Origin of the sequence: Ralstonia sp. 22086 (genome assembly GCF_052045975.1) — a bacterium.
Classification (GTDB): Bacteria; Pseudomonadota; Gammaproteobacteria; order Burkholderiales; family Burkholderiaceae; genus Ralstonia; species Ralstonia wenshanensis.
The window spans coordinates 462,745-486,566 of record NZ_JBQEPZ010000004.1 but is presented as its reverse complement, the minus strand read 5'-3'; the positions used below and the strand labels follow the sequence as shown (position 1 = coordinate 486,566).

General features: G+C 64.8%; 22 protein-coding genes. 14 read left to right on the top strand and 8 right to left on the bottom strand.

What is annotated here, in order from left to right:
* Positions 1-143 precede the first annotated feature (143 nt).
* The 4 genes from ACTJK6_RS19520 to ACTJK6_RS19505 form a co-directional block, all read right to left on the bottom strand.
* Positions 144-1,346 (bottom strand): sugar ABC transporter permease, encoded by a 1,203-nt coding sequence (locus ACTJK6_RS19520; RefSeq protein WP_440839896.1) that lies wholly within the window; start codon positions 1,344-1,346, stop codon positions 144-146.
* A 6-nt stretch (positions 1,347-1,352) separates the two neighbouring features.
* Positions 1,353-2,900: a xylose ABC transporter ATP-binding protein gene (locus tag ACTJK6_RS19515; protein WP_232038878.1), complete on the bottom strand. Its 1,548-nt coding sequence runs from the start codon at positions 2,898-2,900 to the stop codon at positions 1,353-1,355.
* A gap of 77 nt (positions 2,901-2,977) precedes the next feature.
* Positions 2,978-3,988: a D-xylose ABC transporter substrate-binding protein gene (gene xylF / locus ACTJK6_RS19510; protein ID WP_232038879.1), complete on the bottom strand. Its 1,011-nt coding sequence runs from the start codon at positions 3,986-3,988 to the stop codon at positions 2,978-2,980.
* 30 nt (positions 3,989-4,018) lie between these two features.
* Positions 4,019-4,246, bottom strand: a complete 228-nt coding sequence (locus ACTJK6_RS19505) for a carbohydrate porin (protein ID WP_260803530.1) — start codon at positions 4,244-4,246, stop codon at positions 4,019-4,021.
* Between the two features lie 213 nt (positions 4,247-4,459).
* Between ACTJK6_RS19505 and ACTJK6_RS19500 the strand changes: the two genes are divergently transcribed.
* Positions 4,460-5,539 (top strand): porin, encoded by a 1,080-nt coding sequence (locus ACTJK6_RS19500; RefSeq protein WP_440839895.1) that lies wholly within the window; start codon positions 4,460-4,462, stop codon positions 5,537-5,539.
* A 143-nt stretch (positions 5,540-5,682) separates the two neighbouring features.
* On the top strand, positions 5,683-6,126 hold the full coding sequence (gene cynS, locus ACTJK6_RS19495; RefSeq protein ID WP_260774054.1) for a cyanase: 444 nt from the start codon (positions 5,683-5,685) through the stop codon (positions 6,124-6,126).
* Positions 6,127-6,130: 4 nt separating this feature from the next.
* Here cynS and ACTJK6_RS19490 read toward each other — a convergent pair whose 3' ends face one another.
* Positions 6,131-6,970, bottom strand: coding sequence for a FadR/GntR family transcriptional regulator (locus ACTJK6_RS19490; RefSeq protein ID WP_440839893.1), 840 nt, complete (start codon positions 6,968-6,970; stop codon positions 6,131-6,133).
* Between the two features lie 356 nt (positions 6,971-7,326).
* On the opposite strand from ACTJK6_RS19490, the gene ACTJK6_RS19485 reads away from it, so the two are divergent.
* The 7 genes from ACTJK6_RS19485 to ACTJK6_RS19455 all read left to right on the top strand — a co-directional run bounded on the left by ACTJK6_RS19485 (position 7,327) and on the right by ACTJK6_RS19455 (position 14,644).
* Positions 7,327-8,523 carry an ABC transporter substrate-binding protein gene (locus ACTJK6_RS19485; RefSeq protein WP_440839892.1) on the top strand — a complete coding sequence of 399 codons (1,197 nt, stop codon included), beginning with the start codon at positions 7,327-7,329 and terminating at the stop codon, positions 8,521-8,523.
* A 61-nt stretch (positions 8,524-8,584) separates the two neighbouring features.
* Positions 8,585-9,442 (top strand): branched-chain amino acid ABC transporter permease, encoded by an 858-nt coding sequence (locus tag ACTJK6_RS19480; RefSeq protein ID WP_440839891.1) that lies wholly within the window; start codon positions 8,585-8,587, stop codon positions 9,440-9,442.
* Entirely contained in the window at positions 9,442-10,410 is a 969-nt protein-coding gene (locus tag ACTJK6_RS19475) for a branched-chain amino acid ABC transporter permease (RefSeq protein ID WP_252693995.1), read from the top strand. The genes ACTJK6_RS19480 and ACTJK6_RS19475 overlap by 1 nt, the downstream gene beginning before the upstream one ends.
* A complete protein-coding gene (locus tag ACTJK6_RS19470; RefSeq protein WP_440839890.1) occupies positions 10,407-11,177 on the top strand; it encodes an ABC transporter ATP-binding protein in 771 nt (256 codons plus the stop codon). The genes ACTJK6_RS19475 and ACTJK6_RS19470 overlap by 4 nt, the downstream gene beginning before the upstream one ends.
* Positions 11,174-11,887, top strand: coding sequence for an ABC transporter ATP-binding protein (locus tag ACTJK6_RS19465; protein WP_414563213.1), 714 nt, complete (start codon positions 11,174-11,176; stop codon positions 11,885-11,887). The genes ACTJK6_RS19470 and ACTJK6_RS19465 overlap by 4 nt, the downstream gene beginning before the upstream one ends.
* Complete coding sequence (locus ACTJK6_RS19460; RefSeq protein ID WP_440839889.1) at positions 11,884-13,146, top strand: Zn-dependent hydrolase; 1,263 nt, start codon at positions 11,884-11,886, stop codon at positions 13,144-13,146. The genes ACTJK6_RS19465 and ACTJK6_RS19460 overlap by 4 nt, the downstream gene beginning before the upstream one ends.
* A 19-nt stretch (positions 13,147-13,165) precedes the next feature.
* On the top strand, positions 13,166-14,644 hold the full coding sequence (locus ACTJK6_RS19455; RefSeq protein ID WP_440839888.1) for a M81 family metallopeptidase: 1,479 nt from the start codon (positions 13,166-13,168) through the stop codon (positions 14,642-14,644).
* Between the two features lie 3 nt (positions 14,645-14,647).
* Here the strand turns inward: ACTJK6_RS19455 and ACTJK6_RS19450 are convergent, their stop codons facing one another.
* The gene (locus ACTJK6_RS19450) at positions 14,648-15,700 is read right to left on the bottom strand and encodes a LacI family DNA-binding transcriptional regulator (protein ID WP_232038887.1); all 1,053 of its coding nucleotides are present in this window, start codon (positions 15,698-15,700) and stop codon (positions 14,648-14,650) included.
* A gap of 161 nt (positions 15,701-15,861) precedes the next feature.
* On the opposite strand from ACTJK6_RS19450, the gene ACTJK6_RS19445 reads away from it, so the two are divergent.
* The 5 genes from ACTJK6_RS19445 to ACTJK6_RS19425 are packed head-to-tail and all read left to right on the top strand — an operon-like array spanning position 15,862 to position 22,189.
* The gene (locus ACTJK6_RS19445; RefSeq protein WP_440839887.1) at positions 15,862-17,409 is read left to right on the top strand and encodes a UxaA family hydrolase; all 1,548 of its coding nucleotides are present in this window, start codon (positions 15,862-15,864) and stop codon (positions 17,407-17,409) included.
* A 50-nt stretch (positions 17,410-17,459) separates the two neighbouring features.
* Positions 17,460-18,800 carry an MFS transporter gene (locus tag ACTJK6_RS19440; protein ID WP_440839886.1) on the top strand — a complete coding sequence of 447 codons (1,341 nt, stop codon included), beginning with the start codon at positions 17,460-17,462 and terminating at the stop codon, positions 18,798-18,800.
* Entirely contained in the window at positions 18,769-19,572 is an 804-nt protein-coding gene (hpaI, locus tag ACTJK6_RS19435; protein WP_440839885.1) for a 4-hydroxy-2-oxoheptanedioate aldolase, read from the top strand. Before ACTJK6_RS19440 ends, hpaI begins: the two co-directional genes overlap by 32 nt.
* Positions 19,573-19,601: 29 nt before the next feature.
* Positions 19,602-20,687, top strand: a complete 1,086-nt coding sequence (locus tag ACTJK6_RS19430; RefSeq protein ID WP_260803519.1) for a tartrate dehydrogenase — start codon at positions 19,602-19,604, stop codon at positions 20,685-20,687.
* A 20-nt stretch (positions 20,688-20,707) separates the two neighbouring features.
* Positions 20,708-22,189, top strand: a complete 1,482-nt coding sequence (locus tag ACTJK6_RS19425; protein WP_440839884.1) for an NAD-dependent succinate-semialdehyde dehydrogenase — start codon at positions 20,708-20,710, stop codon at positions 22,187-22,189.
* Here ACTJK6_RS19425 and ACTJK6_RS19420 read toward each other — a convergent pair.
* Both ACTJK6_RS19420 and ACTJK6_RS19415 read right to left on the bottom strand, forming a co-directional pair.
* The gene (locus ACTJK6_RS19420; protein WP_440839882.1) at positions 22,186-23,439 is read right to left on the bottom strand and encodes an NAD(P)/FAD-dependent oxidoreductase; all 1,254 of its coding nucleotides are present in this window, start codon (positions 23,437-23,439) and stop codon (positions 22,186-22,188) included. The genes ACTJK6_RS19425 and ACTJK6_RS19420 overlap by 4 nt on opposite strands.
* A gap of 13 nt (positions 23,440-23,452) precedes the next feature.
* Positions 23,453-23,809: a RidA family protein gene (locus ACTJK6_RS19415; protein WP_440839881.1), complete on the bottom strand. Its 357-nt coding sequence runs from the start codon at positions 23,807-23,809 to the stop codon at positions 23,453-23,455.
* Positions 23,810-23,822: the final 13 nt, after the last annotated feature.

Below are 23,822 nucleotides of genomic sequence, written 5' to 3'. Positions count from 1 at the left end.
TTCCGTTCGGGATGAAGGAAAGAAAGGCGCGACCGGCGGCTGGCGCTGCAACACCATCGCGCGCCGCCGTGTCGTTCGAGATCAGGAGGGGGCCTAGACGGGCCCAGGAGTTGTGTGGCGTCTGCCGACGTCAGCCGCCGAGGTCAGCCGCGATTGGAGCCCGACAGCACGTCGATCAGCACTGCGACCACCAGCACCACACCCTTGACGATCATCTGCCACGAGGCGTCGACGTTCATCTGCTGCATGCCATTGTCGAGGCTGGCCATGACGAGCGCGCCAATCAGCGCGCCGTACACCGTACCCGAGCCGCCGCGCATCGACGTGCCGCCGATGAAGCACGCGGAGATGGCATCCAGTTCGCCGCCCACACCGGCGGAGGGCGAACCTGCGGCCGAACGGGCCGTGGTGATGATGCCCGCGAACGCGCACATCAGGCCCATCAGCACGAACACCAGCAGCTTGACGCGGCCGACGTTCACGCCGGACAGGCGCGTGGCTTCCATGTTGCCGCCCACTGCATAGACGTGACGGCCGAACACGGTTTGCGTAGCGACGTACGAGAAGATGGCCAGCAGCACCAGCAGGATCAGCACGGGCAGCGGCACGCCGCTGGCGTCGTTGAGCACTGCGACAAAGCCAAACGATGCTGCGGCGATGGCCAGCAGCTTCAGCCCGTCCGCCCAGATCGGCGTGAGCGAGAGCGATAGGCGAGCGCGCTCGCGACGGCGGCGCACGGTCAGCACAACCGAGCCCACGACGATGACGGCGGCCAGCGACCACGACAGCCATGCCGGCACGAAGCCCTGCGCGAGGTTGCCGAGGTCGTCAGGCACCGGGGCAATCGTCACGCTGTCGGTGCTCCATTGCAGCAAGCCACGGAAGGCCAGCATCCCGCCCAGGCCAACGATGAACGACGGCACACGCAGCTTGGTCGTGATGAAACCGTTGACCACGCCGATGGCCGCGCCCGCCACGAGCACCGTGCCCACAGCCAGCCAGGTGTTCCATCCGAGGTTGACGGTCAGGATGGCGACCAGCCCGCCCAGCAGGCCCAGCAGCGAGCCGACTGAAAGATCGATCTCACCCGCGATGATGACGAACACCATGCCGCAGGCCAGCATGCCCGTCACCGACATCTGCAGGAACAGGTTGGAGATGCTGTTGGGCTTGAGGAACGTGCCGTTGGTCTGGAAGTAGAAGAAGAACCAGATGAGTGCGACGGCCAGCAGCAGCGCCAGCACCTTGTAGCGCACGAACAGTTGCTGGATGGCGCGGCCATCCAGGCGCGGGCCGCCATTGCCGCCGTTTTGGCGGGCGAGTTGGGATTGCAGGATATTGGACATGGCAATTCAAGCCGCTTGGCGGCCGGGTTCAGCGTTGATTGCAGCAGCCAGGATGCGCTCCTGGGTCAAGCCTTGATTGACGAAGTCGCCGCGCAACTGGCCTTCGCCGATGACCAGGACACGATCGCTCATGCCAAGGATTTCCGGCATCTCGGAAGAAACCATGATGATCGCCACGCCGCTGGCGGCCAGGTCGGCAATCATTTTGTAGATGTCGTATTTGGAGCCGACGTCGACACCGCGCGTCGGCTCATCGAGGATGAGCACCTTGGGCATCGCGAGCACCATCTTCGTGACCACGGCCTTCTGCTGGTTGCCGCCGGAGAGGCTGGCAATCGCCAGTGCGGGGCTTGCGGTCTTGATGCGCAGGCGTTTGATTTCGCGGTCGACGGTGGTGAGTTCGGCGCCCTTGTCGACACGCAAACCGCGTGCGTACTGAGCCAGCGTGGCGAGCGTGATGTTCTCGCCCACGGCCATCAGCGGGACGATGCCGTGGCGCTTGCGGTCTTCGGGCACCAGGCAGATGCCGTTGGCAATCGCCTGCGCGGGTGTGCTGACCTTGACCGGCTTGCCTTCGATGATGATCTCGGCGCTGGAGCGGCCAGGGTAGGCGCCGAACAGCGCCGATACCATCTCCGTACGCCCGGCGCCCACCAGACCGGCAACGCCGAGAATCTCGCCGCGGCGCACGGCAAAACTCACGTTGTCGGTGCGCTTGCGGTTCGGGTTAGTGACATCCCAGCAGGTGACGTTGCGCGCTTCCATCACGACTTCGCCCACGGTGTGTTCCACCTTGGGGAAGAGCGATGTCATTTCGCGACCGACCATCATCGTGATGATGTTGTCGATGGTCATTTCGGCGGCGGGGCGCGTGCCGATGTGCTTGCCGTCGCGGATGACGGTGACGGTGTCGCACACGCGCTTGACCTCATCGAGCTTGTGCGAGATGTACACGCACGCCACGCCGCTGCGCTTGAGGTCGTCGATGATGGACAGCAGCACCTCGATTTCCTTGGCGGACAGCGAAGACGTCGGCTCGTCCAGGATCAACAGCCGCGCGTTCTTGGCCAGCGCCTTGGCAATCTCAAAGAGCTGCTGGTGGCCGCTACCGTAGTTCATCACGGGCGCGGCCACGTTCACGTCGGTCAGGCGCAGGCGGGCGAGCAGCTCTTCCGCCTTGGCGTGCATGGCGTCGTAGTCCATGCGGCCCCCCGGCTTGGTGATCTCGTTGCCGAGGAAGATGTTCTCCGTGACGGAGAGCTGCTGCACCAGCATCAGTTCCTGATGGATGATGACGATGCCGGCGCGCTCGCTGTCACGCACGGAATGCGCGTGCAGCGGCTCACCTTCCCACAGGATCTCGCCTTCGAAGGTGCCGTAGGGGTAGACCCCCGACAGCACCTTCATGAGGGTCGATTTCCCGGCGCCGTTCTCCCCGCACAATCCGACGCACTCGCCCGGCTTGACTGCCAGGCTGACGCCGTCGAGCGCACGCACACCGGAGAACGACTTCACGATGTTGCGCATCTCGAACAGGGTGCCGTTACTGCTCATGGCGTTCTCCTACTGACTACGACTGACCACTGACCGCCGATGACCGACGACCGACGACCGACTGCTGCACCGGCTGCTTACTTGCCGAAGATCTGCTGATGCGTATAGAAGCCGTCCTTGACGACGGTGCTATCCAGGTTGTCCTTGGTCAGCAGCGTCGGGGTCAGCAGCACGGTATCGACGTCCTTCTTGCCATTGTTCAGCTTGGTGTTGAACTTGGGCGTGGTGCCCTTGACGAAGTCGACGGCCATCTCGGCGGCGGTGGCGGCAATTTCCTTGATCGGCTTGTACACCGTCATGGCTTGCGTGCCTTCAGCCACGCGGCGCACGGCGGCCAAGTCGGCATCTTGACCCGACACCGGCACCTTGCCCGCCAGCTTCTGGCGTGCCAGCGCCTGGATGGCGCCGCCGGCCGTGCCGTCGTTGGAGGCGACGATGCCCTGGATGTTGTTGTTGTTTGCGGTCAACGCATTCTCAACAATGTTCTGCGCCTTCGAGGGGTCCCACTCCGGCGTCCACTGCTCCCCGACGATCTTGATGTCGCCCTTGTCGACGTACGGCTTGAGGACCTTCATCTGGCCTTCGCGCAGCAGGCGGGCGTTGTTGTCGGTGGCGGCGCCGCCCAGCAGGAAGTAGTTGCCCTTCGGTGCCAGCTTGACTACGCCCTGCGCCTGCAGCTCGCCCACCTTCACGTTGTCGAAGGTTACGTAGCCGTCGATGTCGGCATTCAGGATCAGGCGGTCATACGACACCACCTTGATGCCCTTCTTCTTGGCGCTGGCGATGGCGTTGCCCAGCACCTTGGAATTGAACGGCACGATCACGAGCACGTCGACATTCTGGGCGATCAGGTTTTCGATCTGGGCGATCTGCTTGGCTTCGTTGGCGTTGGCCGACTGCACGTTCACGGTCGCGCCCAGCTTCTTGGCCGATTCGACAAAGTAGTCGCGGTCGTGCGTCCAGCGCTCCACGCGCAGGTCGTCGATCGAGAAGCCGATCACCGGGGCTTCCTTGCTGGCGTGGGCCGAGGTGGCTGCGAAAGTGAGGACCGCGGCAGCGGCAATGGTGTTCAGTACGCGGGAAAGCATGAATGTCTCCTTCTTCATTGATGTTGTCGTTCAGAACGCTATGCCGGCTGTCAGCCTGATCACGAACGCGTTCTTGTTCTGGCTGGTGCCGTCCGGATGCAAGATGTACTGCAGATTAGGACGGAAGTACATCGACGGCTCTGTGGCCAGCCGCAGGACGGCTCGCGCACATGGAGATTCGTCGCCATCACGCGCAAGGGCGTTTTGGCCGGCACCGGCATCCGGTTCACGGGCCGGTTGGGACTGGAGAATGGTCAAAATTGACAGCGCTGTCAATCTCGGGATTTGCCCTAGGTCCGAGGCACCACACGCGATTGTCTCCAACGCCTTGCAGTGACGTGCCTTGGCAAAGAACTAGGGCAACTCCCTACATTGACAGCGCTGTCAATTCTCCTCATTCTCCTGTCCGGGCCCGCCAAGAGACTCGGCTCGAACGAACAAAGACAACGCCAAATTGAGGAGACGAAAGCTATGCGTATCAAGAACCCATCCCAGCGGATTGCCATCGCGGCCGCTGCAGCCCTGCTGGCAGCGACCAGCGGCCTGGCTGCCGCGCAGAGCAGTGTCACGCTGTATGGCCGCGTCGGCGGCGGCATCGACTACACGAACAAGATCGCGACAGCAAACGGCACCGCCAGCAACCTGCAGTACGGCGGCAACCAATGGGGGACCAGCATGTGGGGCCTCAAGGGTTCCGAGGATCTGGGTGGCGGGCTGTCTGCCGTGATGAACCTCGAGAACGGCTTCAACTCGGGTTCCGGTTCGTCGGATGCGCTGTTCAATCGTTTCGCGGTCGTCGGGCTGTCGAGCAAGACGTATGGCACGCTGTTGCTGGGCCGCGCCATGGGCATCCCCGATGGCGAGACATGGTCGATTGACCCGATGGGTCTGCAGAACATGGGCGCCGAGACGCTGCAGGCCAATCGCACCTGGGGCTCGCGCCAGAAGGCGATCACCTATAACTCGCCGACCTGGGGCGGCTTCTCGTTCCGTGCCCAGGCGGGCCTGAACGGAACCGCAGGGCATTTCAATGCCGGCAGGCAGCTTGCCGGTGCGTTGGCCTACCAGAGCGGCCCGCTGATGCTCAAGGCGTTCTACGAAGAAATTCGCGACACCAACGGCGAGTTCACCAACCTCTATACGGCTTCCCGCCTGTTCACGGCAGGTGGCACCTATCAGATCGGTGACGTCAAGCTGTTCGGCGGCTACAGCCGTATCCAGTCGGGCGGCGCCACTGTTGCGGATGCAGACAACCCGACCGGCGCGACCCACCAGCAAACCTATTGGCTGGGGGCCAACTACCAGGTCTCGCCGGCTTTGACGCTGATCGGCGGTGCATACAGGGCGAACCGCAACCAGGGCGGCGGAAACGGCACGCTGCTGACGGTGGGCGCCAACTACTACTTCTCGAAGCGCACGTTGCTGTACGGCACCATCGGTACCGTGATGAACGGCAGCAACGCGTCTTTCTCGGTTGAGGCGGGTGGCGGCAAGCCGGCCCCCGGCTCGGGCCAGCAAGGCGTGTACACCGGGATCATGCACTGGTTCTGACGTCCTTCGCGTCGAACGTCAAAGCACGATGGCGGCATGGCCGTCATCGGCGCAACCTTCAGAAAGGGGGCGCGGCGTTCCCTGGTTGGCATCGACCTTGCTCATGTCGCGTGCTGTTTTCTCACCCAACCCAGGGAGCTGCCATGCAACGCGAAGACGTAACAGATCTGATCGTCCTGCAGAAGATCAAAAAGCAACTGACGTGGACGCAATTGGCCGAGGTGATCGGCCACAGCAAGGAATGGAGCACCGCCGCGCTGCTCGGCCAGATGACGCTGACCGAAGCGCAGGCAAAGGCCGTTGGCGCAGCGCTGGATCTGCCTGAAGAGGCCGTCATGCTGCTGCAGGTGACGCCGTACAAAGGGTCGCTGCCCACAACGGTGCCAACGGATCCACTGATCTACCGCTTCTATGAACTCATCAGCGTGTACGGCACGACGTTCAAGGCGCTGATCCACGAAGAGTTTGGCGACGGCATCATGAGCGCGATCGACTTCAACATGGATCTCACGCGCGAGCCCGATCCCAAGGGCGATCGCGTTCGCATCGTCATGAGCGGCAAGTTTTTGCCCTACAAGACCTACTGAGCCGTCACGCGCCGTCGTCGCTGTCGTCGTGGTCGTCCAGCTGCGGCCGATTGCGGCGCGGCATCTCGGAGTCGAGCACAAGACGGCCGTGCACGCGGCCTTTCATGCGTGTGACGTGATGCGTGCAATCTTCCATGTGCGTGCTCATGAGTTCGCGCACAGTCTCGGCGTCGCGCGCGCGCGCTGCATCCAGAATCTGCCGGTGAAACTTGACGTTGGACGCGCCGAACTTGGCGTGGTCCTTCGGAGAGGTTTCATTGCCGAACACCACAAGCTGCCGAATCATTTCGTTGATCAGCTCGCAGCAGAACCGCAGCATCGGGTTGGGATTGGCCGCAGCCAGAATGTCGTGAAAGCTCAGGTCTTCCTGTCGCTGATCGAGCGGCGCGGCAGCTTTGGCAGAAGCCGGGTCGCACAGGTCGATGGTGTGCTCAAGTGCGCGGAAGTCGTCGTCCGTCAGATGCGGCACCGCCCCGGCGGCCAGCTCTGGCTCAAGCAGCCGGCGCACGGTGTAGACGTCTGCAATCCCGATGTCTTTGAAAAACAGATAGTTCTGCATGAGCTGGAACGTGCGGTCCAGCGGCACCTCGACGATGGTGCCGCCGCCGGCGGGCCCCGTGCTCACACTCACCAGGCCCTGCACCTCCAGTGATTTGAGCGCCTCGCGAATCGTGCCCTTGCTCACCCCGAAGGTTTCCTGCAGCTTGATCTCCTGCGGGAGCTTGTCGCCGGGCTTGAGGTTGCGCTGCGTGATCAGCCGCTTCAGTTCTTCTGCAACGAGGTCGGCGCGCTTCTGCTTGCGGATGCCGATTGACGCCGTCTTGCCTGCTCCGAGTGTGGCCATGAATGTCCGTTCCTAGTTGCGCGCATTCTAACTGCCGGGTTGTGCTGCACGGGCTGCCCGAAGTGGTGCATGCATGCCCTTCGATCGTGCGCACGCACCGCGTTTCCGCATCGTCGCCCGGCACCTCCATCGCACACACCTTGGCGTAAACACCGACCTCGTCGTCGTTGACGCGGCGTGGACGCGGCTTCTATGATGATTTCGCCTATTTATCATAACAAATATAAGAAACTGGTCTGGTTCTTGCTCGACGTGATGGTCGGCGAAAACCTCGCCGGTCAAGGCTAGGAGGAAGCTGCCGTCGGTGGTGGCTCCGAGCGCTGTTCTGTCATCCACATGAACCCAAGGAGTGCGCTTTGAATCGTCGAGACTTGCTCAAACTGGCGGCGCTGTCCGCCGTGCCCGCCTCGCTGCAGGCCCGTTCTGCGTGGGCGGCCGATGCCATCGAACTGGGCTGCCCGGTGCCGATGTCCGGTCCGTTTGCCGCCAACGGCAAGTTTGCCGACCTCGGCATGAAGCTGGCCGTGGAGCAATACGGCAAGGTGCTCGGCCGGCCGCTGGCGTATAGCGTGCTCGACACCGAAGGCAAGCCGGCCACGGCCGTGCGCAAGGTGCAGGAACTCGCGCAGCAGAAGAATGCGCGCTACTTCGCGGGCGGCATCCTGTCGTCCGAATCGCTGGCGATGGGCAAGGAGGCGGAGAAGTTTGGCGGCGTGTTCATCACCACAGCAGGGGCCGATGAAATTACCGGCAAGGACTGCAACCGCGCGACCTTCCGCTGGTCGGTGCCGACCTACGGCGCCATCGAGCGCACCGTGCGCCCGCTGATCGAATCGATGCCCAAGGCCAAGCGCTGGTACACCATCACGCCGCAATACGTGTTTGGCGACGGGTTGCTCTCGGCGGCCAAGAACATCTTCAAGGAAAAGGGCATCGAGCATGTGGGCAACAGCTACCACGCGCTCACCGAGAAGGAATTCAGCGGTTACCTGACCAACGCGATGGCCGCCAAGCCCGATGTGCTGCTGATCCTGAACTTCGGCTCGCAGTCGTCCGACACGCTGCGCCAGGCGGTGAGCTTTGGCATGAAGAAGAACACGACGATCCTGGTGGCGTGGGCGTCTGGCCTGGAGCAGTTCGAATCGCTCGGCGCCGACCTGTGCGATGGCGTGTACTTTGGCGCGCAGTACTGGCACGACGTGGATACGCCTGCCAACCACGATCTGGTGAAGCGCACGCAGGCTGCGTTCAAGGCCAACCCGAACTACAGCCTCGCGGGCTCGTACACCTGCACGAAGATCCTGCTCGACGCGATGGTCAAGGCCGGCAGCGTCGACCCGAAGGCCGTGATTGCCGCGCTGCAGGGCATGAAGTACGACGGCCTGACGGGCCCCGAAGAGATTCGCGCGGCTGACCACCAGGTGCTCAAGAACTACTACCTGCTCAAGGGCAAGCCCAAGAACCGCATGAAGGACAAGGACGACTTTGCCGAAGTGGTGTCGGTGGGCAAAGCCTTCCTGCCGGTCGAACAGACGCAGTGCAAGCTGACCTGATGCGTCATACGCCCGCACTCAACGTAGGGTGTGGGTGCTCGTCTCTCCACCTGCGATTCCAATGAACGTCTACCTGCTCCAGGTCGTCAACGGCGTGGGGATCGGCATGCTCTACTTCCTGCTGGCGGTGGGGCTGTCGATCATCTTCGGGCTGTTGCGCTTCGTCAATTTTGCCCACGGCGCGTTCTATGCGCTCGGTGCGTATCTCTGCTTTCAGGCCCTGCAACTAGGCATGAATTTCTGGTTGGCGCTTGTGCTCGCGCCCATCGTCATCGGCGCGCTTGCCTGGGTGACGGAGAAGGTGCTGCTGCGCCACGTGTATGCGCAGGCGCACGAGTTCCACATCGTCGTCACCGTGGGGCTGGCGCTGGTGGTGCAGGAACTCATCATCGTCGCGTGGGGGCCGTTGGGCGTGGATGTGCCGACGCCCGACGCGCTGCAGGGCGTGGTGATGTGGGGCGATTTCGTCTACCCGAAATATCGCCTCTTCGTCATCGGTTTTACGGCCGTCCTGGCACTCGCGTTGTGGTGGCTGCTGGAGGGCACGCGCCTGGGCAGTGCGGTGCGCGCGGGCAGCGAATCGACCGAGATGGTGTCGCTGCTCGGCATCAACGTGTTCCGCCTGTTCAGTCTGATGTTTGCGCTGGGCGCGGCTACGGCGGCGGTGGCCGGGGTGCTGGCTGCGCCCATTCGCGGCGCGGAGCCGTTCATGGGCGTAGAGGCCCTCGGCGTCGCCTTCGTTGTGGTGGTGGTGGGCGGCATGGGCAGCTTTGCGGGGGCGCTGGTCGGAGGCCTGCTGGTGGGCATCGTGCAGAGCCTGATGAGCACGCTGTGGCCCGAGGGCGCGCGGCTGATGATCTACGTGGCGATGGCGGCCGTGCTGCTGCTGCGCCCTCACGGCCTGCTGGGGAGGGGATGATGCACGCCGCATTCCATGGACTTTCGCGCTACCGCTTCTGGTGGCTGGCGCTGAGCGTGACGCTATTGCTGCCGCTGGTGCTGACGTCAGGCACGTTGGCCACCGAAGTGCTCGTCTATGCGATGGCCGTCATGGCCTGCAACCTGCTGCTTGGCTATACGGGGCTGCTGTCGTTCGGGCAGGGCATTTTCTTCGGGCTGGGCAGTTATGCGGTGGGCGTCGGCCTCACGCAGCTGTCGCTCCCGATGCCTGTGGCGCTTGTTTTGGCCGTTGTGGTCGGTGCGATCGTGGCGGCGCTGGTCGGCTGGTTTGCCATCCGCCAGCGCGGCACGTACTTCGTCATGCTCACGCTGGCCTTCTCGCAGATGTTCTATTTCCTGGCCTACACCACGCCATCGCTCACGGGCGGGGATAACGGCCTGCTCGACATTCCGCGCCCGGCGTTTGCCGGCTCGCCCTGGGCGTTCTATGCGTTCGTGGCGGTGCTGTTCCTTGTTGTGTTCTTCCTCGTGCAACGCGTGACGGAATCGGTATTCGGCCGCACGCTGCTGGCGATTCGCGACAACGAAGAACGCGCCCTCGCTGTCGGCTACAACGTGCGTGCGTTCAAGCTGCTGGCCTTCGTCATCTCGGGCGCCGTCACGGGCCTGGCCGGCGCGCTGCACGCCATGCTCACGGGCATCGCGCCGCTGGCCAATATCGATTACCACGTCAGCGAGATGATCCTGGTGATGACGGTCATCGGCGGCACGGGCAACGTGTTTGCCTCGGTGTTGGGTGCGGCGTTCTACGTGCTGCTGTCGGACTGGCTCTCCAGCCTGTGGCCGCGCTGGCTCATGTTGCTCGGCTTCCTGCTGATTGCGGTGAGCCTGTTCATGCAGCGCGGGCTGTTCGGGCTCGGACAGAAGCTGTGGCAACGCATGCGCGCACCGCGTAACGCACCGGCAGTGCAGGAGGAAAGCGCATGACCGCCACGCCCATCCTTCAAGCCACCGGCATCGTTAAGCAATACGGCAAGTTCACCGCACTGGGTGGCGTCGATTTGCGTGTGATGCCCGGCACGGTGCACTCCGTCATCGGCCCGAACGGCGCGGGCAAGACCACGCTGTTCCACATGCTCACGGGCACGCGCATGATCACCAGCGGCACCATCGTCTTCGATGGCCACGACGTGACGCGTGAAGCTGACTACCAGCGCGTGCAGCGCGGCATCGCGCGTTCGTTCCAGGTGACGAGCCTGTTCCCGAGCCTGTCCGTGCGCGAGAACCTGCGCCTGGCGGCACTCGGCACCACGCCACGCCGCGCCATGCACGGCTGGCGCCTGCCGCAGGGCGATCTTGCCTGCTCCGATACGGTCGACCGCGTGCTCGACCGGCTGGAATTGCCGCGCCTGGCAGACACGCCCGCTGCCGCGCTCTCGCACGGCCAGCAGCGTCGGCTGGAAGTCGGCATGGCGCTGGCCGCCAGTCCGCGCGCGATCTTCCTCGACGAACCGACTTCCGGCATGGGCGTAGACGATTTGCCCGCCATGAAGACGCTCATTCGCGGCCTGGCGCAGGACCACACCGTCGTGCTGATCGAACACAACATGGACATCGTGATGGACATCTCCGACACGATCACCGTCATGCAGCAGGGCAAGGTGCTCATGGAGGGCACGCCCGACGCCGTACGCGCTGACCCACGCGTGCGCGCGGCGTACCTCGGCAACATGATCACGGGAGGCAAGAAATGACGACGACGGCGATTCTCGACGTTGCAGACCTCCACGGCTATTACGGCAAGAGCCACGTGCTGCAGGGCGTGGCGCTATCGGTGGGCGAGGGTGAACTCGTGACGCTGCTCGGCCGCAATGGCGCGGGCAAGTCGACCACGCTCAAGGCGATCGCCGGTGTGGTGACGCCGCGTGGGCAGGTGCGCTTTCGGGGCAAGGACATTGCCGGACAGCCGGCGCATCGCATTGCCGCGCAGGGTTTGTGCCTCGTGCCCGAGCATCGCGGCATCTTCAAGCTGCTGACGGTGGAAGAGAACCTGAAGCTCGGCGCGCGGCGGGATTCTCCGTGGCAGCTGGCCGACATCTATCGCATCTTCCCGCGCCTGCATGAGCGGCGGCGCAACGGCGGCGCCAACCTCTCCGGTGGCGAGCAGCAGATGCTGGCCATTGGCCGCGCACTGATGAACCACCCGCGCCTGCTGATGTTGGACGAGCCGGTGGAGGGCCTGGCGCCCGTCATCGTGGAAGAGATCGTCGCGCAGTTGAAGATGATCAAGCAGGCGGGCGTGTCCATCCTGCTGGTCGAGCAGAACCTGGAGGTCTGCACGCAGCTGGCTGACCGCCACGTGATCATTGAACAGGGCCGTGTGGTCTACACCGGCAGCAACGAAGCCTTCCGCGCCGACGACGCCATCAAGGACCGCTACCTTGGCGTCGGCCTGGCTGCATGAACTCGCGAGAAATGATGACGACAGAGACTCAACTCCGTATCAACGGCGCGCGCCTGTGGGACACCCTGATGCAGCAGGCGCGCATCGGCGCCACGCCCAAGGGTGGCGTGCGGCGCCTGGCGCTGACGGATCTCGACCGCCAGGGGCGTGACTTCTTTGTCGCGCAGGCAAAGGCTGCCGGGTGCACCGTGCGCGTCGATGCCATCGGCAATCTGTTCGCACGCCGCCCCGGGCGCAACAATGCGCTGCCGCCGGTCATGACGGGCAGCCACATCGATACGCAACCGACCGGCGGCAAGTTCGATGGCAACTACGGCGTGTTTGCCGGCATCGAGGTCGTGCGCACGCTCAACGACGCGGGCATCGAAACGGAAGCGCCCATCGAAGTGGCCGTGTGGACCAACGAAGAAGGTTCGCGCTTTGTACCGGTGATGATGGGCTCCGGCGCGTTCATCGGCGAGTTTGCGCTGGACGCCGTGCTGGCCGCGCAGGACCGCGACGGCGTGGCCGTGGGCGAGGCGCTGCGCAGCATCGGCTACGCGGGGAGCGAGCCGGTGGGCGGCCGAACCGTCGGGGCCTACTTCGAGGCGCATATCGAGCAAGGGCCGGTGCTGGAGGCGCACGCCACGACGATCGGCGTGGTGATGGGCGCCCTCGGCCAGCGCTGGTACGACGTGGTCTTGACCGGTATGGAGGCGCACGCCGGCCCCACGCCGATGGAGCTGCGCCGCGATGCGTTGCTGCCCGCCGCAGAACTGGTCGGCATTGCCAACCGCATCGCGCTGGAGCGCCCGCCGCATGCGCGCGCCACGGTGGGTTGCCTGAGCGTGCATCCGGATTCGCGCAACGTGATTCCGGGCCAAGTATCGATGACGATCGATTTTCGTGCCGCCGACGATGCGATGTTGTCCGACATGGACGCGGCACTGCATGAGGCAGTGGCCGAACTGCGCGCACGCAGCGGCATCGACATCGCCTTGCGCCAGGTCGTCTACTTCCCGCCGCAGCCGTTTGACGCGACGCTCGTGAACGCAGTGCGCAGCGGAGCCCGCAAGCTGGGCTTGTCAGAGATGGATGTGATCAGCGGCGCAGGCCATGACGCGGTCTACCTTGCCCGCGTGGCCCCCACCGCGATGATCTTCGTGCCGTGCAAGGACGGCATCAGCCACAACGAGATCGAAGACGCCCGCCCCGAACATCTGGAAGCCGGGGCCAACGTGCTGCTGCACGCGATGCTGCAGGCCGCCGGCCGCGTTTGACACCCTCACCCGACCGCCCATGCGTATCCTGATCGCCCGCTTCAATCACGAGACCAATACGTTCTCGCCGGTGCCGACGCCGTTGGCATCGTTCCATCCGCATTACGGCGATGACGCTTATCGCGCCGCCAAGGGCACGCGCACGGCGGCCGGTGCGTTCATCGATCTGGCCGAGGCGGCCGGTGCGGAAATCGTCGTGCCCGTCGTTGCCGGTGCGAACCCCAGCGGGCGCGTGGCAGCCGACGCGTACACCACGTTGTGCGACGCGATTGTCGCGGCTGCGCCCGGGTGTGATGCGCTGCTGCTCGACCTGCACGGCGCGATGGTCGCGGAGAACAGCGACGACGGCGAAGGCGATCTGCTCGAACGCCTGCGCGCGGTCGCGCCCGATGTGCCGATTGCCGTTGCGCTGGATCTGCACGGCAATCTCACGCAGAAGTTCATCGACCTGGCCGACATCGCCGTCAGTTTCAAGACGTATCCGCACGTCGACATGTACAAGACCGGCGAGCACGCCGGCCGCCTGCTGTTCGACAAGCTGGCCGGCCGCGCGAATCCCGTGCTCGCGTGGCGCCGCCTGCCGATGGTCACGCACACGCTGCGCAGCCGCACCGATGAAGGCGCGATGCACCGCGCCGTGGCGCTGGCCAGGCAGGCCGAGCAGGAAGGCATGCTGGCCGTGTCGATCCTGGCCGGATTCGGGCTGGCGGACATAGCCGCCCCGTGCCTTTCCATCGTGGTGGTCGGCAACGGCGACAAACATGCCGCCGACGCTGCAGCGCAACGGATTGCCGATGCCATCTGGGCCGACCGAGAAGGATTCGTCTACCGCTCTGAACCGTTGGCCGAATCGATCGCGCGCGCGGCCAAGTTGGCCGACGCCCCGGGCAGCGGCCCCGTGCTGCTGCTCGACCACGGCGACAACTGCATGTCCGGCGGCACGTGCGACGACATGCACGTCCTGCACGAAGCATTGCGACAAGGCTTGAGCGGCATCGCCGTCGGGCCGGTGTGCGATCCGGAAGCCGTCGCGGCGATGATTGAGGCGGGCGAGGGTGCCACGGTCACGCTGCCCATAGGCGACAAGGTGCCGCTCACCCAACTGGGCATCTACCCGGTGCCGCGCGCGCTGACGGGCAAGGTCGTCGCCATCAGCGACGGCGAATACACGATCACGGGGCCCACCTATACCGGGCAACGTATCCGCATGGGCCGCACGGCGCTGCTCGACATCGGCGCGGCGCAGATCGTCGTCACCGAGACGCCGCAGGAGCATTGGGACCTCGGCATCTTCACGCACATCGGTGTGGACCCACGTGCCGCGCGCTTCGTGCTGCTGAAGTCGCGCATGTACTGCCGGCCCGTCTTTGTTCCGATTGCCAAGGCCGTGGTGGAGTGCGACGGCGGCGGCGTAACGAGTTCAGACTACGCGCGCTTTCCGTTTGCGAAGGTGCAGCGGCCCGTGTTTCCGCTCGATGCAGAAGCGGCGACTGCCTGAGCGCTACGCGCTGTCGCGCTCAACGAGCGTGAAACCCACATCGACCGTGCGGCGTTCTTCGTCGCCGTGTTCGATGCGATCGATCAGCAACGTTGCCGCCAGCTTGCCGATGCCCGTTCCGTCGATGCGGATGGTCGTGAGCGCAGGCGTGGTGTCCTTGGCGAACACCTGGTCGCCGTAGCCGACCACGCGAAGTTGGCCGGGCACGGCAATGCCCCGATGTTCCGCTTCCATCAGCACACCGAGCGCAAGGATGTCGGCGCCGCAGAAGATGGCATCGGTGTCCGGATGCTGCGCGAGCAATGTGCCCAGCGCACGCCGGCCGTCGCCCAGGTTGGCGGGGGATTCGGCGGCAATCATGGGAATGTCGGCCCCTGAGCCGAAGGCCTTCACGAAAGCTTGCGCGCGTGCCTGCGCGCGGCGGTCGTTCGGCGTGATGACGGCGGCGTGCTTTGCGCCGCGCTGCTTCAGATAGCGCGCCGCCGCTTGCCCCACCTTCTGGTGTGAGAAGCCCACCAGCATATCCAGCGGGTTGCGCGTGATGTCCCACGTTTCCACCACCGGCACGCCGGCAGCCTGCAGCTTCTGCCGCACGCTGGCCGAGTGCACCACGCCGGTCAGCACGATGCCCGCAGGGCGCCGTCCGACGATGGCATCGAGCAGCGCATCTTCGCGTGATTCGTCATAGCCGCTCTGGCCGATCAGCAACTGATAGCCCGCCGCAGCCAGTTCTGTGGTGAGCGCGGCCACCGTTTCCTGAAACACGCTGCCCGCAATCGTCGGGATGAGCGCAACGACCAACCGGCTGCGGTTGGATGCCAGTGATCCCGCCACAAGGTCCGGTGTGTAGCCCGTCTGCCGCACCGCTTCGCGCACGCGTGCCAGCGTGTCGCCCGACACCAGCTCGGGCGTGTTCAGCGCGCGGGACACCGTCACCTTGGTCACACCCACCAGCTTGGCAAGGTCGCTCAATGTGACGCGCCCGGTGCTCTTGCGCGCGCGGCGTGTGGCGGGGGGCGCGGTATCTACGAGGGACACGGTGGTGGGCTTGGTCACGTGATCGATGGGCCGATTAGGGAAACACAGGGAAAAAGGGGCTAGCAATTATCGCAAAACGCGTCTACGATTGCGCCAATGTTACCGGTTACATAAACCGGTAACATGAAAACTGACGATAAACGACGGCTGCACCAGAAGACAGCCCGGAGGAGCAAAGGATGTTGCAGGCAACGCCAACGTACGCTGGGCCGCTGATTCAGTTGAACGCGGCAGACAACGTGCTGATTGCGCGCGAAGGGCTGTCGCTTGGGGCGAACCTGTCGATCAACGGCACGACGGTGCGCCTGCGCGCGCAGGTGCCGGCCGGTCACAAGATCGCCGCGCGGCGGATCCCGCAGGGCGAAGCCATCCGCAAGTACGACACGATCATTGGCCGGGCAGCGCGCGACATCGAAGCCGGCGAGCACGTTCATACGCACAACGTCGAGCTGATCGATTACGCACGCGACCCCGGCTTTGGCCTGGATGTGCGCCCGGTCGATTACATCCCGGAGGCGCAGCGCGCAACGTTCAATGGCATCGTCCGGCACGATGGCCGTGTGGCCACGCGCAACTTCATCGGCATCCTGGCGTCGGTCAATTGCTCATCCACCGTCATCAAGAACATTGCGGCGTGGTTCACGCCCGAGCGCCTGGCGCCGTTTCCCAATGTGGATGGCGTGGTGGCGTTTGCACAGACGAGCGGTTGCGGGATGTCGTCGCCATCGGAGCATTTCGATGTGCTGCGCCGCACGCTGGCGGGCTATGCGCGGCATCCGAACCTGGCGGGTGTGCTGATCGTCGGCTTGGGCTGCGAGCGCAACCAGGTGGCGGATTTGATGACGAGCCAAGACCTGGAAGCCGGCAAGCTGATGCACACGCTGGTGATGCAGGACACGGGCGGCACGCGCGCCACCATCGAGGCGGGCATCAGCGCCATCCAGAAGATGCTGCCGGTGGCCAACGACATCGTTCGCCGCCCGGTATCGGCCAGTCATATCAAGATCGGCCTGGAGTGCGGCGGTTCCGATGGTTTCTCGGGCATTACCGCCAACCCGGCGCTCGGCGCGGCGATGGATCTGCTGGTGCGCCATGGCGGTACGGCCATCCTGTCGGAAACGCCGGAGATTCACGGCGTAGAAACCATGCTCACGCGCCGTGCGGTATCGCCGGAAGTCGGCCAGAAGCTGCTCGATCGGCTCGCCTGGTGGGAGAACTACACGCGCGGCCACAACGGCCAGTTCAATGGCGTGGTGGGCCCCGGCAACCAGCAGGGCGGTCTGGCCAACATCTTCGAAAAGTCGCTCGGCTCGGCCATGAAGGGCGGCACTACGCCGCTGCAGGCCGTGTACGAATACGCCGAGCCCATCGACCGCGCGGGCTTTGTCTTCATGGATTCGCCCGGCTACGACCCGGTCGCCGTGACGGGCCAGATTGCCAGCGGCGCCAACCTCATCTGCTTCACCACGGGGCGTGGCTCGATGTTCGGCTCCAAGCCCGCACCGACGATCAAGCTCGCCAGCAACACGCCCATGTTCCGCAGGCTTGAAGAAGACATGGACATCAACTGCGGCCGTATTCTCGACGGCGAACGTTCGGTGGAAGAGATGGGCCAGGACATCTTTGAGCACATCCTGCGCACCGCCTCGGGCGAGCGCACCAAGAGCGAACTGCTCGGTCTTGGAGACCATGAATTCGTGCCTTGGCACATGGGCATCGTGAGTTAACGCCTCGACTCGAAGGCACGCATCACCTATTACAAAACAGGAGACAAACCATGCAGGACACATCACAGGGCGGCCCGCGCTCCAAAGTGCGCTGGGTCGTCGCCGGCCTCATGTGGGCGGCGATTGCCATCAACTACATCGACCGTACCGTGCTGTCGGCCGCCGCGCCGCACATCCAGAAGGAGTTCCACCTGAGCGCGGTGGAGATGGGCGTCGTCATGTCGGCGTTCTTCTGGTCGTATGCGCTGCTGCAGTTGCCGGCGGGCATTCTGGCCGACCGCTTCGGGCAGAAGAAGGTGCTGGGCTTTGCGGTGCTGTGGTGGTCCGTTGCGACGGCGTTGACAGGCCTGGCAAACGGCTTCAAATCGCTGGTGGGCTTGCGTGTGGCGCTGGGCATCGGCGAGGCGGGTGCGTACCCGAGCAGCGCAGGCATCACTGGGCGCTGGTTCCCCAAGCAGGAACGTGCCACGGTGGCCGCTATTTTCGATAGCGGCTCCAAGCTGGGCAGCGCTGTCGCCTTGCCGCTCATCGCGTGGCTGCTGGTGATGTTCGATTGGAAGATCACCTTTGCGGTGACGGGCGCGCTGGGCATTGTGTGGGCGGTGGTGTGGTGGGCGGTGTTCAAGGAAACGCCCGAAGCGCACAAGGGCGTGAACGCTGCCGAGTTGGCCCACATCCAGCGCGGCCTGCCGCCAGCTCGTAGCAAGGATGAACCCAAGGTGCCCTGGACGAAGCTGCTGACGCACCGGAACATCTGGGCAATGTGCATCGGCTTCTTCATGATCAACTACAACTCGTACTTCTTCATCACGTGGCTGCCGACGTACCTCGTCAAGGAGCGCGGCATGGGCCTGATGCAGATGGGCCTCATGGCGTCGCTGCCGCTGTTCGTGTCGATGTTCGTGGAGGTGTTTGCGGGCTGGGCGTCGGACCGCGTGTATGCCTCGGGCAAGCTGTCGCTCACGGCCACACGCAAACTCTTCCTCATCATCGGCCTGGTGATGGCGTCGAGCATCGGGCTGGCGGCGTTCGCGCAATCGGCGGTGGTGGCGGTCATCCTGCTGTGCATCGCCAAGTCGGGCACGACGGTGGCGGCGTCGCAAGTGTGGGCGCTGCCGGCCGATGTGGCACCGGGCAACAACGTGTCGATGGTGGCGGGCCTGCAGAACAGCGTGTCGAACATGGGCGGCGTGGTCGGCCCGATCGTCACCGGCGCCATCGTGGGCGCCACGGGTTCGTTCATTCCGGCGCTGGTATTTTCCGCCGCGCTGATCGGCCTCGCGATCCTGAATTACCTCTTCCTGCTCGGCAAGGTGGAACCCATCAGCTTCGAGCCCATTTCTGAAACACTCCATTCGCATGACCAACGCAATGCAAACGCCCGCGCTTAACCGCCCGAACAGTTTCAAGGCCGCGCTGGCCGCCAAGCAACGCCAGATCGGCTTCTGGCTGGCGATGAGCGATCCGTACCTGGCGGAGGTGAGTGCCACTGCCGGCTTCGACTGGCTGCTGATCGACAGCGAGCACGCCCCGAATGATGTACGCACGATCCTCGCGCAACTGCAGGCGGTGGCGCCGTACCGCGCCGAGCCCATCGTGCGCCCGTACAACGGCGATCCATCGCTCATCAAGCGCTTGCTCGACATCGGCGCGCGCACGCTACTGGTGCCGATGGTCGACACGGCGGAAGAGGCGCGCGAACTCGTGCGCGCGGTGCGCTATCCCCCGCACGGCATTCGCGGCGTGGGCAGTGCCGTGGGCCGCGCATCGCGCTGGAGCGCCCGCACCGATTACCTGCAGGTTGCCGATGACGAAGCGTGTCTGCTCGTCCAGGCGGAGACCGTCACCGCGCTGCAAAACCTCGAAGCCATCTGCGATGTGGATGGCGTGGACGGCGTGTTCATCGGCCCGGCGGATCTGGCAGCGTCGATGGGACACCGTGGCAATGCAGGCCACCCGGATGTGCAGGCTGCCATCGACAACGCCGTGCGCACGATTGTTGCGTCGGGCAAGGCCGCCGGCACGTTGACGTCCGATGCGGCGCTTGCACGTCACTATCTGGAGCTGGGCTGCACCTTCGTCGCCACCGGTGTTGATATCCTGATGTTCGCCAATGGCGCCCGTAAGCTCGCCCGCGAGTTCATCGCGCCGCAAGGTGCCTGATTCTTTTTCCTCTTTCTACCGGATCTGACATGACCCGCAAGACTTACCGGATCGCCGTGATCCCAGGCGACGGCATCGGCCGCGAAGTGATGCCCGAAGGCCTGCGCGTGCTCGAAGCCGCCGCGCGCCGTTTCGGCATCAGCATCGAAACCCAGCACATCGACTGGGCTAGTTGTGATTACTACCAGCAGCACGGCACGATGATGCCGGACGACTGGAAGCAGCAACTGCAAGGCATGGACGCCATCCTGTTCGGCGCGGTCGGCTGGCCGGCTACGGTGCCCGATCACGTCTCGCTGTGGGGCTCGCTGCTCAAGTTCCGCCGCGAGTTCGATCAGTACATCAACCTGCGCCCGGTGCGTTTGTTTGAAGGCGTGCCGTGCCCGCTCGCCAATCGCAAGCCGGGCGACATCGACTACTACGTCGTGCGTGAAAACACCGAAGGCGAATACACATCGCTCGGCGGCATCATGTACGAAGGCACCGACCGCGAGATCGTGATCCAGGAGTCGGTCTACTCGCGCAAGGGCGCAGAACGGCTGCTCAAGTTCGCGTTCGACCTCGCGCAGAGCCGCGAGCGCAAGCACGTGACGCTCGCCACCAAGAGCAACGGCATCGCCATCAGCATGCCGTGGTGGGACAAGCGCGCGGATGAAGTCGCGCAAAACTATCCGGACGTCACGCTCGACAAGCAGCACATCGACATCCTGACCGCGCGCTTCGTGCTGCAGCCGGGGCGCTTCGATGTGGTGGCCGCCACCAATCTGTTCGGCGACATCCTGTCCGATCTTGGCCCCGCGACGACGGGCACGATCGGCCTGGCGCCTTCCGCCAACCTGAACCCCGATCGCACGTTCCCCTCGCTGTTCGAGCCGGTGCACGGCTCGGCGCCGGACATCTACGGCAAGAACATCGCCAACCCGATCGCGATGATCTGGTCGGCGGCGCTGATGCTGGACTTCCTGACCGAAAGCCAGGGCGAAGGCCGTGCCGCGCACGACGCCATCGTCGCGGCCATCGAAGCCGTGCTCAAGGACGGCCCGCGCACGCCTGACCTGGGCGGCACCGCCAATACCACGCAGTTGGGCGAGGCGATTGCCGCGCACCTCGGTTGAGCGGATTGAAGGAATCGACGATGGCTTTCAGCTTTGACCAACTCCGCCAGACGGGGCTCGTGCGCACCGACAACCTGATCGACGGCCAGTGGGTCGCCGGCACCGACGGCGCACGCTTTGCGGTGACGGACCCTGCCACCGGCAGCCTCATCGCCAACGTGCCCGACAGCAGCGCCGCTGATGCGCGTGCCGCCACCGATGCGGCAGCACGCGCCTTTCCCGCATGGCGCGACACGCTGCCGGCAGAGCGCGCTGCCATCTTGCGCCGCTGGCACGCGGCCATCGTTGCCAATGCCGATGCGCTGGGGAGGCTGATTTCGCTGGAGCAGGGCAAGCCGTTTGCCGAAGGGCGCGGCGAGGTCATGTACGGCGCGTCGTACGTTGCGTGGTTTGCAGACGAGGCTACGCGCATCTACGGCGACCTCATCCCGCAGCAGCAGCGCGGCAAACGCATGAGCGCCGTCAAGGAGCCCGTGGGTATCGTGGCGGCCATCACGCCGTGGAATTTCCCGCTGGCGATGATTGCGCGCAAGATCGCGCCGGCGCTGGCGGCGGGCTGCACCGTGGTCGCCAAGCCGGCGGAAGACACGCCGCTCACGGCGCTGGCACTGGCGCAGCTCGCGCAGGAAGCGGGGTTGCCCCCGGGCGTGCTGAACATGATTTCCGCCTCGCGTGATCGCGGCATCGAGGCCGTAGCCGATTGGCTGCAAGACAGCCGCGTGCGCAAAATCACCTTCACGGGCTCGACGCCGGTGGGCAAGTATCTGGCGCGCGAGTCGGCGGGCACGCTGAAGAAGCTGTCACTGGAGCTGGGCGGCAACGCTCCGTTCATCGTGTTTGACGACGCAGACCTCGATGCGGCCATCACGGGTTTGCTGGCGGCCAAGTTCCGCAACGGCGGCCAGACCTGCGTGTGCCCGAATCGCGTCTACGTGCAGGCCGGCGTGTACGAGCGCTTCGGCGCCATGCTGGCCGAGCGGGTTTCCGCGCTGAAAGTCGCGCCGGCCACCGATCCGGATGCGCAGATCGGCCCGATGATCAACGCCCGCGCCGTCGACAAGATCGAACGCCACGTGCACGACGCCGTTGCCAACGGTGCGCGCGTGCTGGCCGGTGGCAAGCGCTTGCCAGAAGTTGGCGAACACTTCTATGCGCCCACCGTGCTGGCCGACGCCAACAGCGGCATGGCCCTGTGCGGCGAGGAAACGTTCGGCCCCGTTGCGCCGCTGTTCCGCTTCGTCGATGAAGCCGAAGCCGTGCAGGCCGCCAACGACACGCCGTTCGGGCTGGCCTCGTACTTCTACACGCAAGACATCCGCCGCATCGAGCGTGTATCACGCGCGCTGGAAGCGGGCATCGTCGGCATTAACGAAGGCGCGCTCGCCAGCGAGGCGGCGCCCTTTGGCGGCGTGAAGGAGTCGGGCTACGGCCGCGAGGGTTCCAAGTACGGGCTCGACGACTATCTGTCGATCAAGTACCTGTGCCAGGGCGGGTTGAGCTAGCGCGCTGAATCCCAGAAGCGTTGCGCACGGAACGGGCGAACATCCACGGTGGATGTCTCGCCCGTCATCATTTCCGCAATTAATCGCCCGGTAATGGGCCCCAACGTCAGGCCGTGGTGTGCATGGCCGAACGCGAACCACAGGTTTGGATGGTGCGGCGCCGGCCCGATGATTGGCAGCATGTCGGGCGTGCAGGGGCGGGCGCCCATCCACGGTTCTGCATCCACCCGCTCGGCCAGGGGAAACAACTTGCGGGCGACGGGCTCCACCGCGTTGAGCTGCACGGGCGTCTTTGGCGCATCGCGGTGCGCGAGTTCTGCGCCGGTGGTCAGGCGGATGCCGCGTGCCATCGGTGCCAGCACGTAACCGCCGTCCGCATCAAGCACGGGATGGTTCAACTGCGCACCTGGCGCGGGCGCGTAGTGCATGTGGTAGCCGCGCTTGACGGCCAGCGGCAGGCTGTAGCCCAGGCGCGAGGTAATGACGTCCGCCCACGGGCCCATGGCGATGACGACATTGTCCGCGCGCAGCTCGCCTTCCTTGGTTTGCAGCAGCCACGGTGCGTTGGGCGTGAGCGTGTTGGCATCGGCCTCAAAGAAACGGCCGCCGAGTTGCTCGAAATGTTTCGCGTAGGCCGTGACCAGCGCGTTGGGGTCGCTCACGGAATCCGCTTCCGTATAGCGCAGGCCGCCCAGCAGCGATGTGTCCAGATGAGGCTCCGCCACGTGGAGGCGCGCCGGGTCGAGCGCTTCGAACGCGACACCGTATTCGCGCTGCCAACGCTCGACGTTGCGGGTTTCCTTGTCCTGCGTGGCGGTATTGCGGAACACCTTGATCCAGCCGCTGGGGCGGATCAGATGCGTGGCGCCGGCGGCTTCGGCCAGCGCGCGGTGCTCGCTCACGCTGTGCGCAATGAGCGGCGCATACGCACGCGCAATCGCCGCGTGGCGCGCGGGGTGCGAGTTGCGCCAGTACTGCCACAGAAACGGCAGCAGCCGGGGCAGATCGCCCGGGTGGTAGTGCACGTCCGCCGACGTGTTGCTCGCATAACGCAACAACGTCGACAGGTCGCGCGGGAACGCATACGGATACACACCCTCGCGCTGGATCAGCCCGGCATTGCCAAACGACGTCTCAAATCCCGGCGCACGGCGGTCCACCAGGGCGACGGCGCGTCCGCGTTTTTGCAGATGCACCGCCACCGATACGCCGACAATGCCGGCGCCCAGCACAAGGGTGTCAAAGCGCATGGCGGCCGGCTCCTTAACCCTTGGCCAGCGCCGTGACGGCGATTTCCACATCGATGCCCGGGCGCATCAGGCCCGACTGCACGCAGGCGCGCGTGGGCGCGTGGCCGGCCGGCACCCAGGCTTCCCACGCGGCGTTCAGCTCGGCGAAGTGCTTGGCGTCGGTCAGCCAGATGTTGGCGGAAATCAATCGCGTCTTGTCGACACCGGCTTCGGCCAGCAGGGCGTCGATGCGCTCGAGGATGTTGTTGGTCTGCTCGGTGACCGACTTGAAGTCGATGTCGGGTACTTGCCCGGCCAGATGCACGATGCCCTTGGCGATCACGATCTGGCTCATGCGGGCGTTGGTGTGGAGGCGTTGGATGGCGGTCATGTCGGGAAGAAGT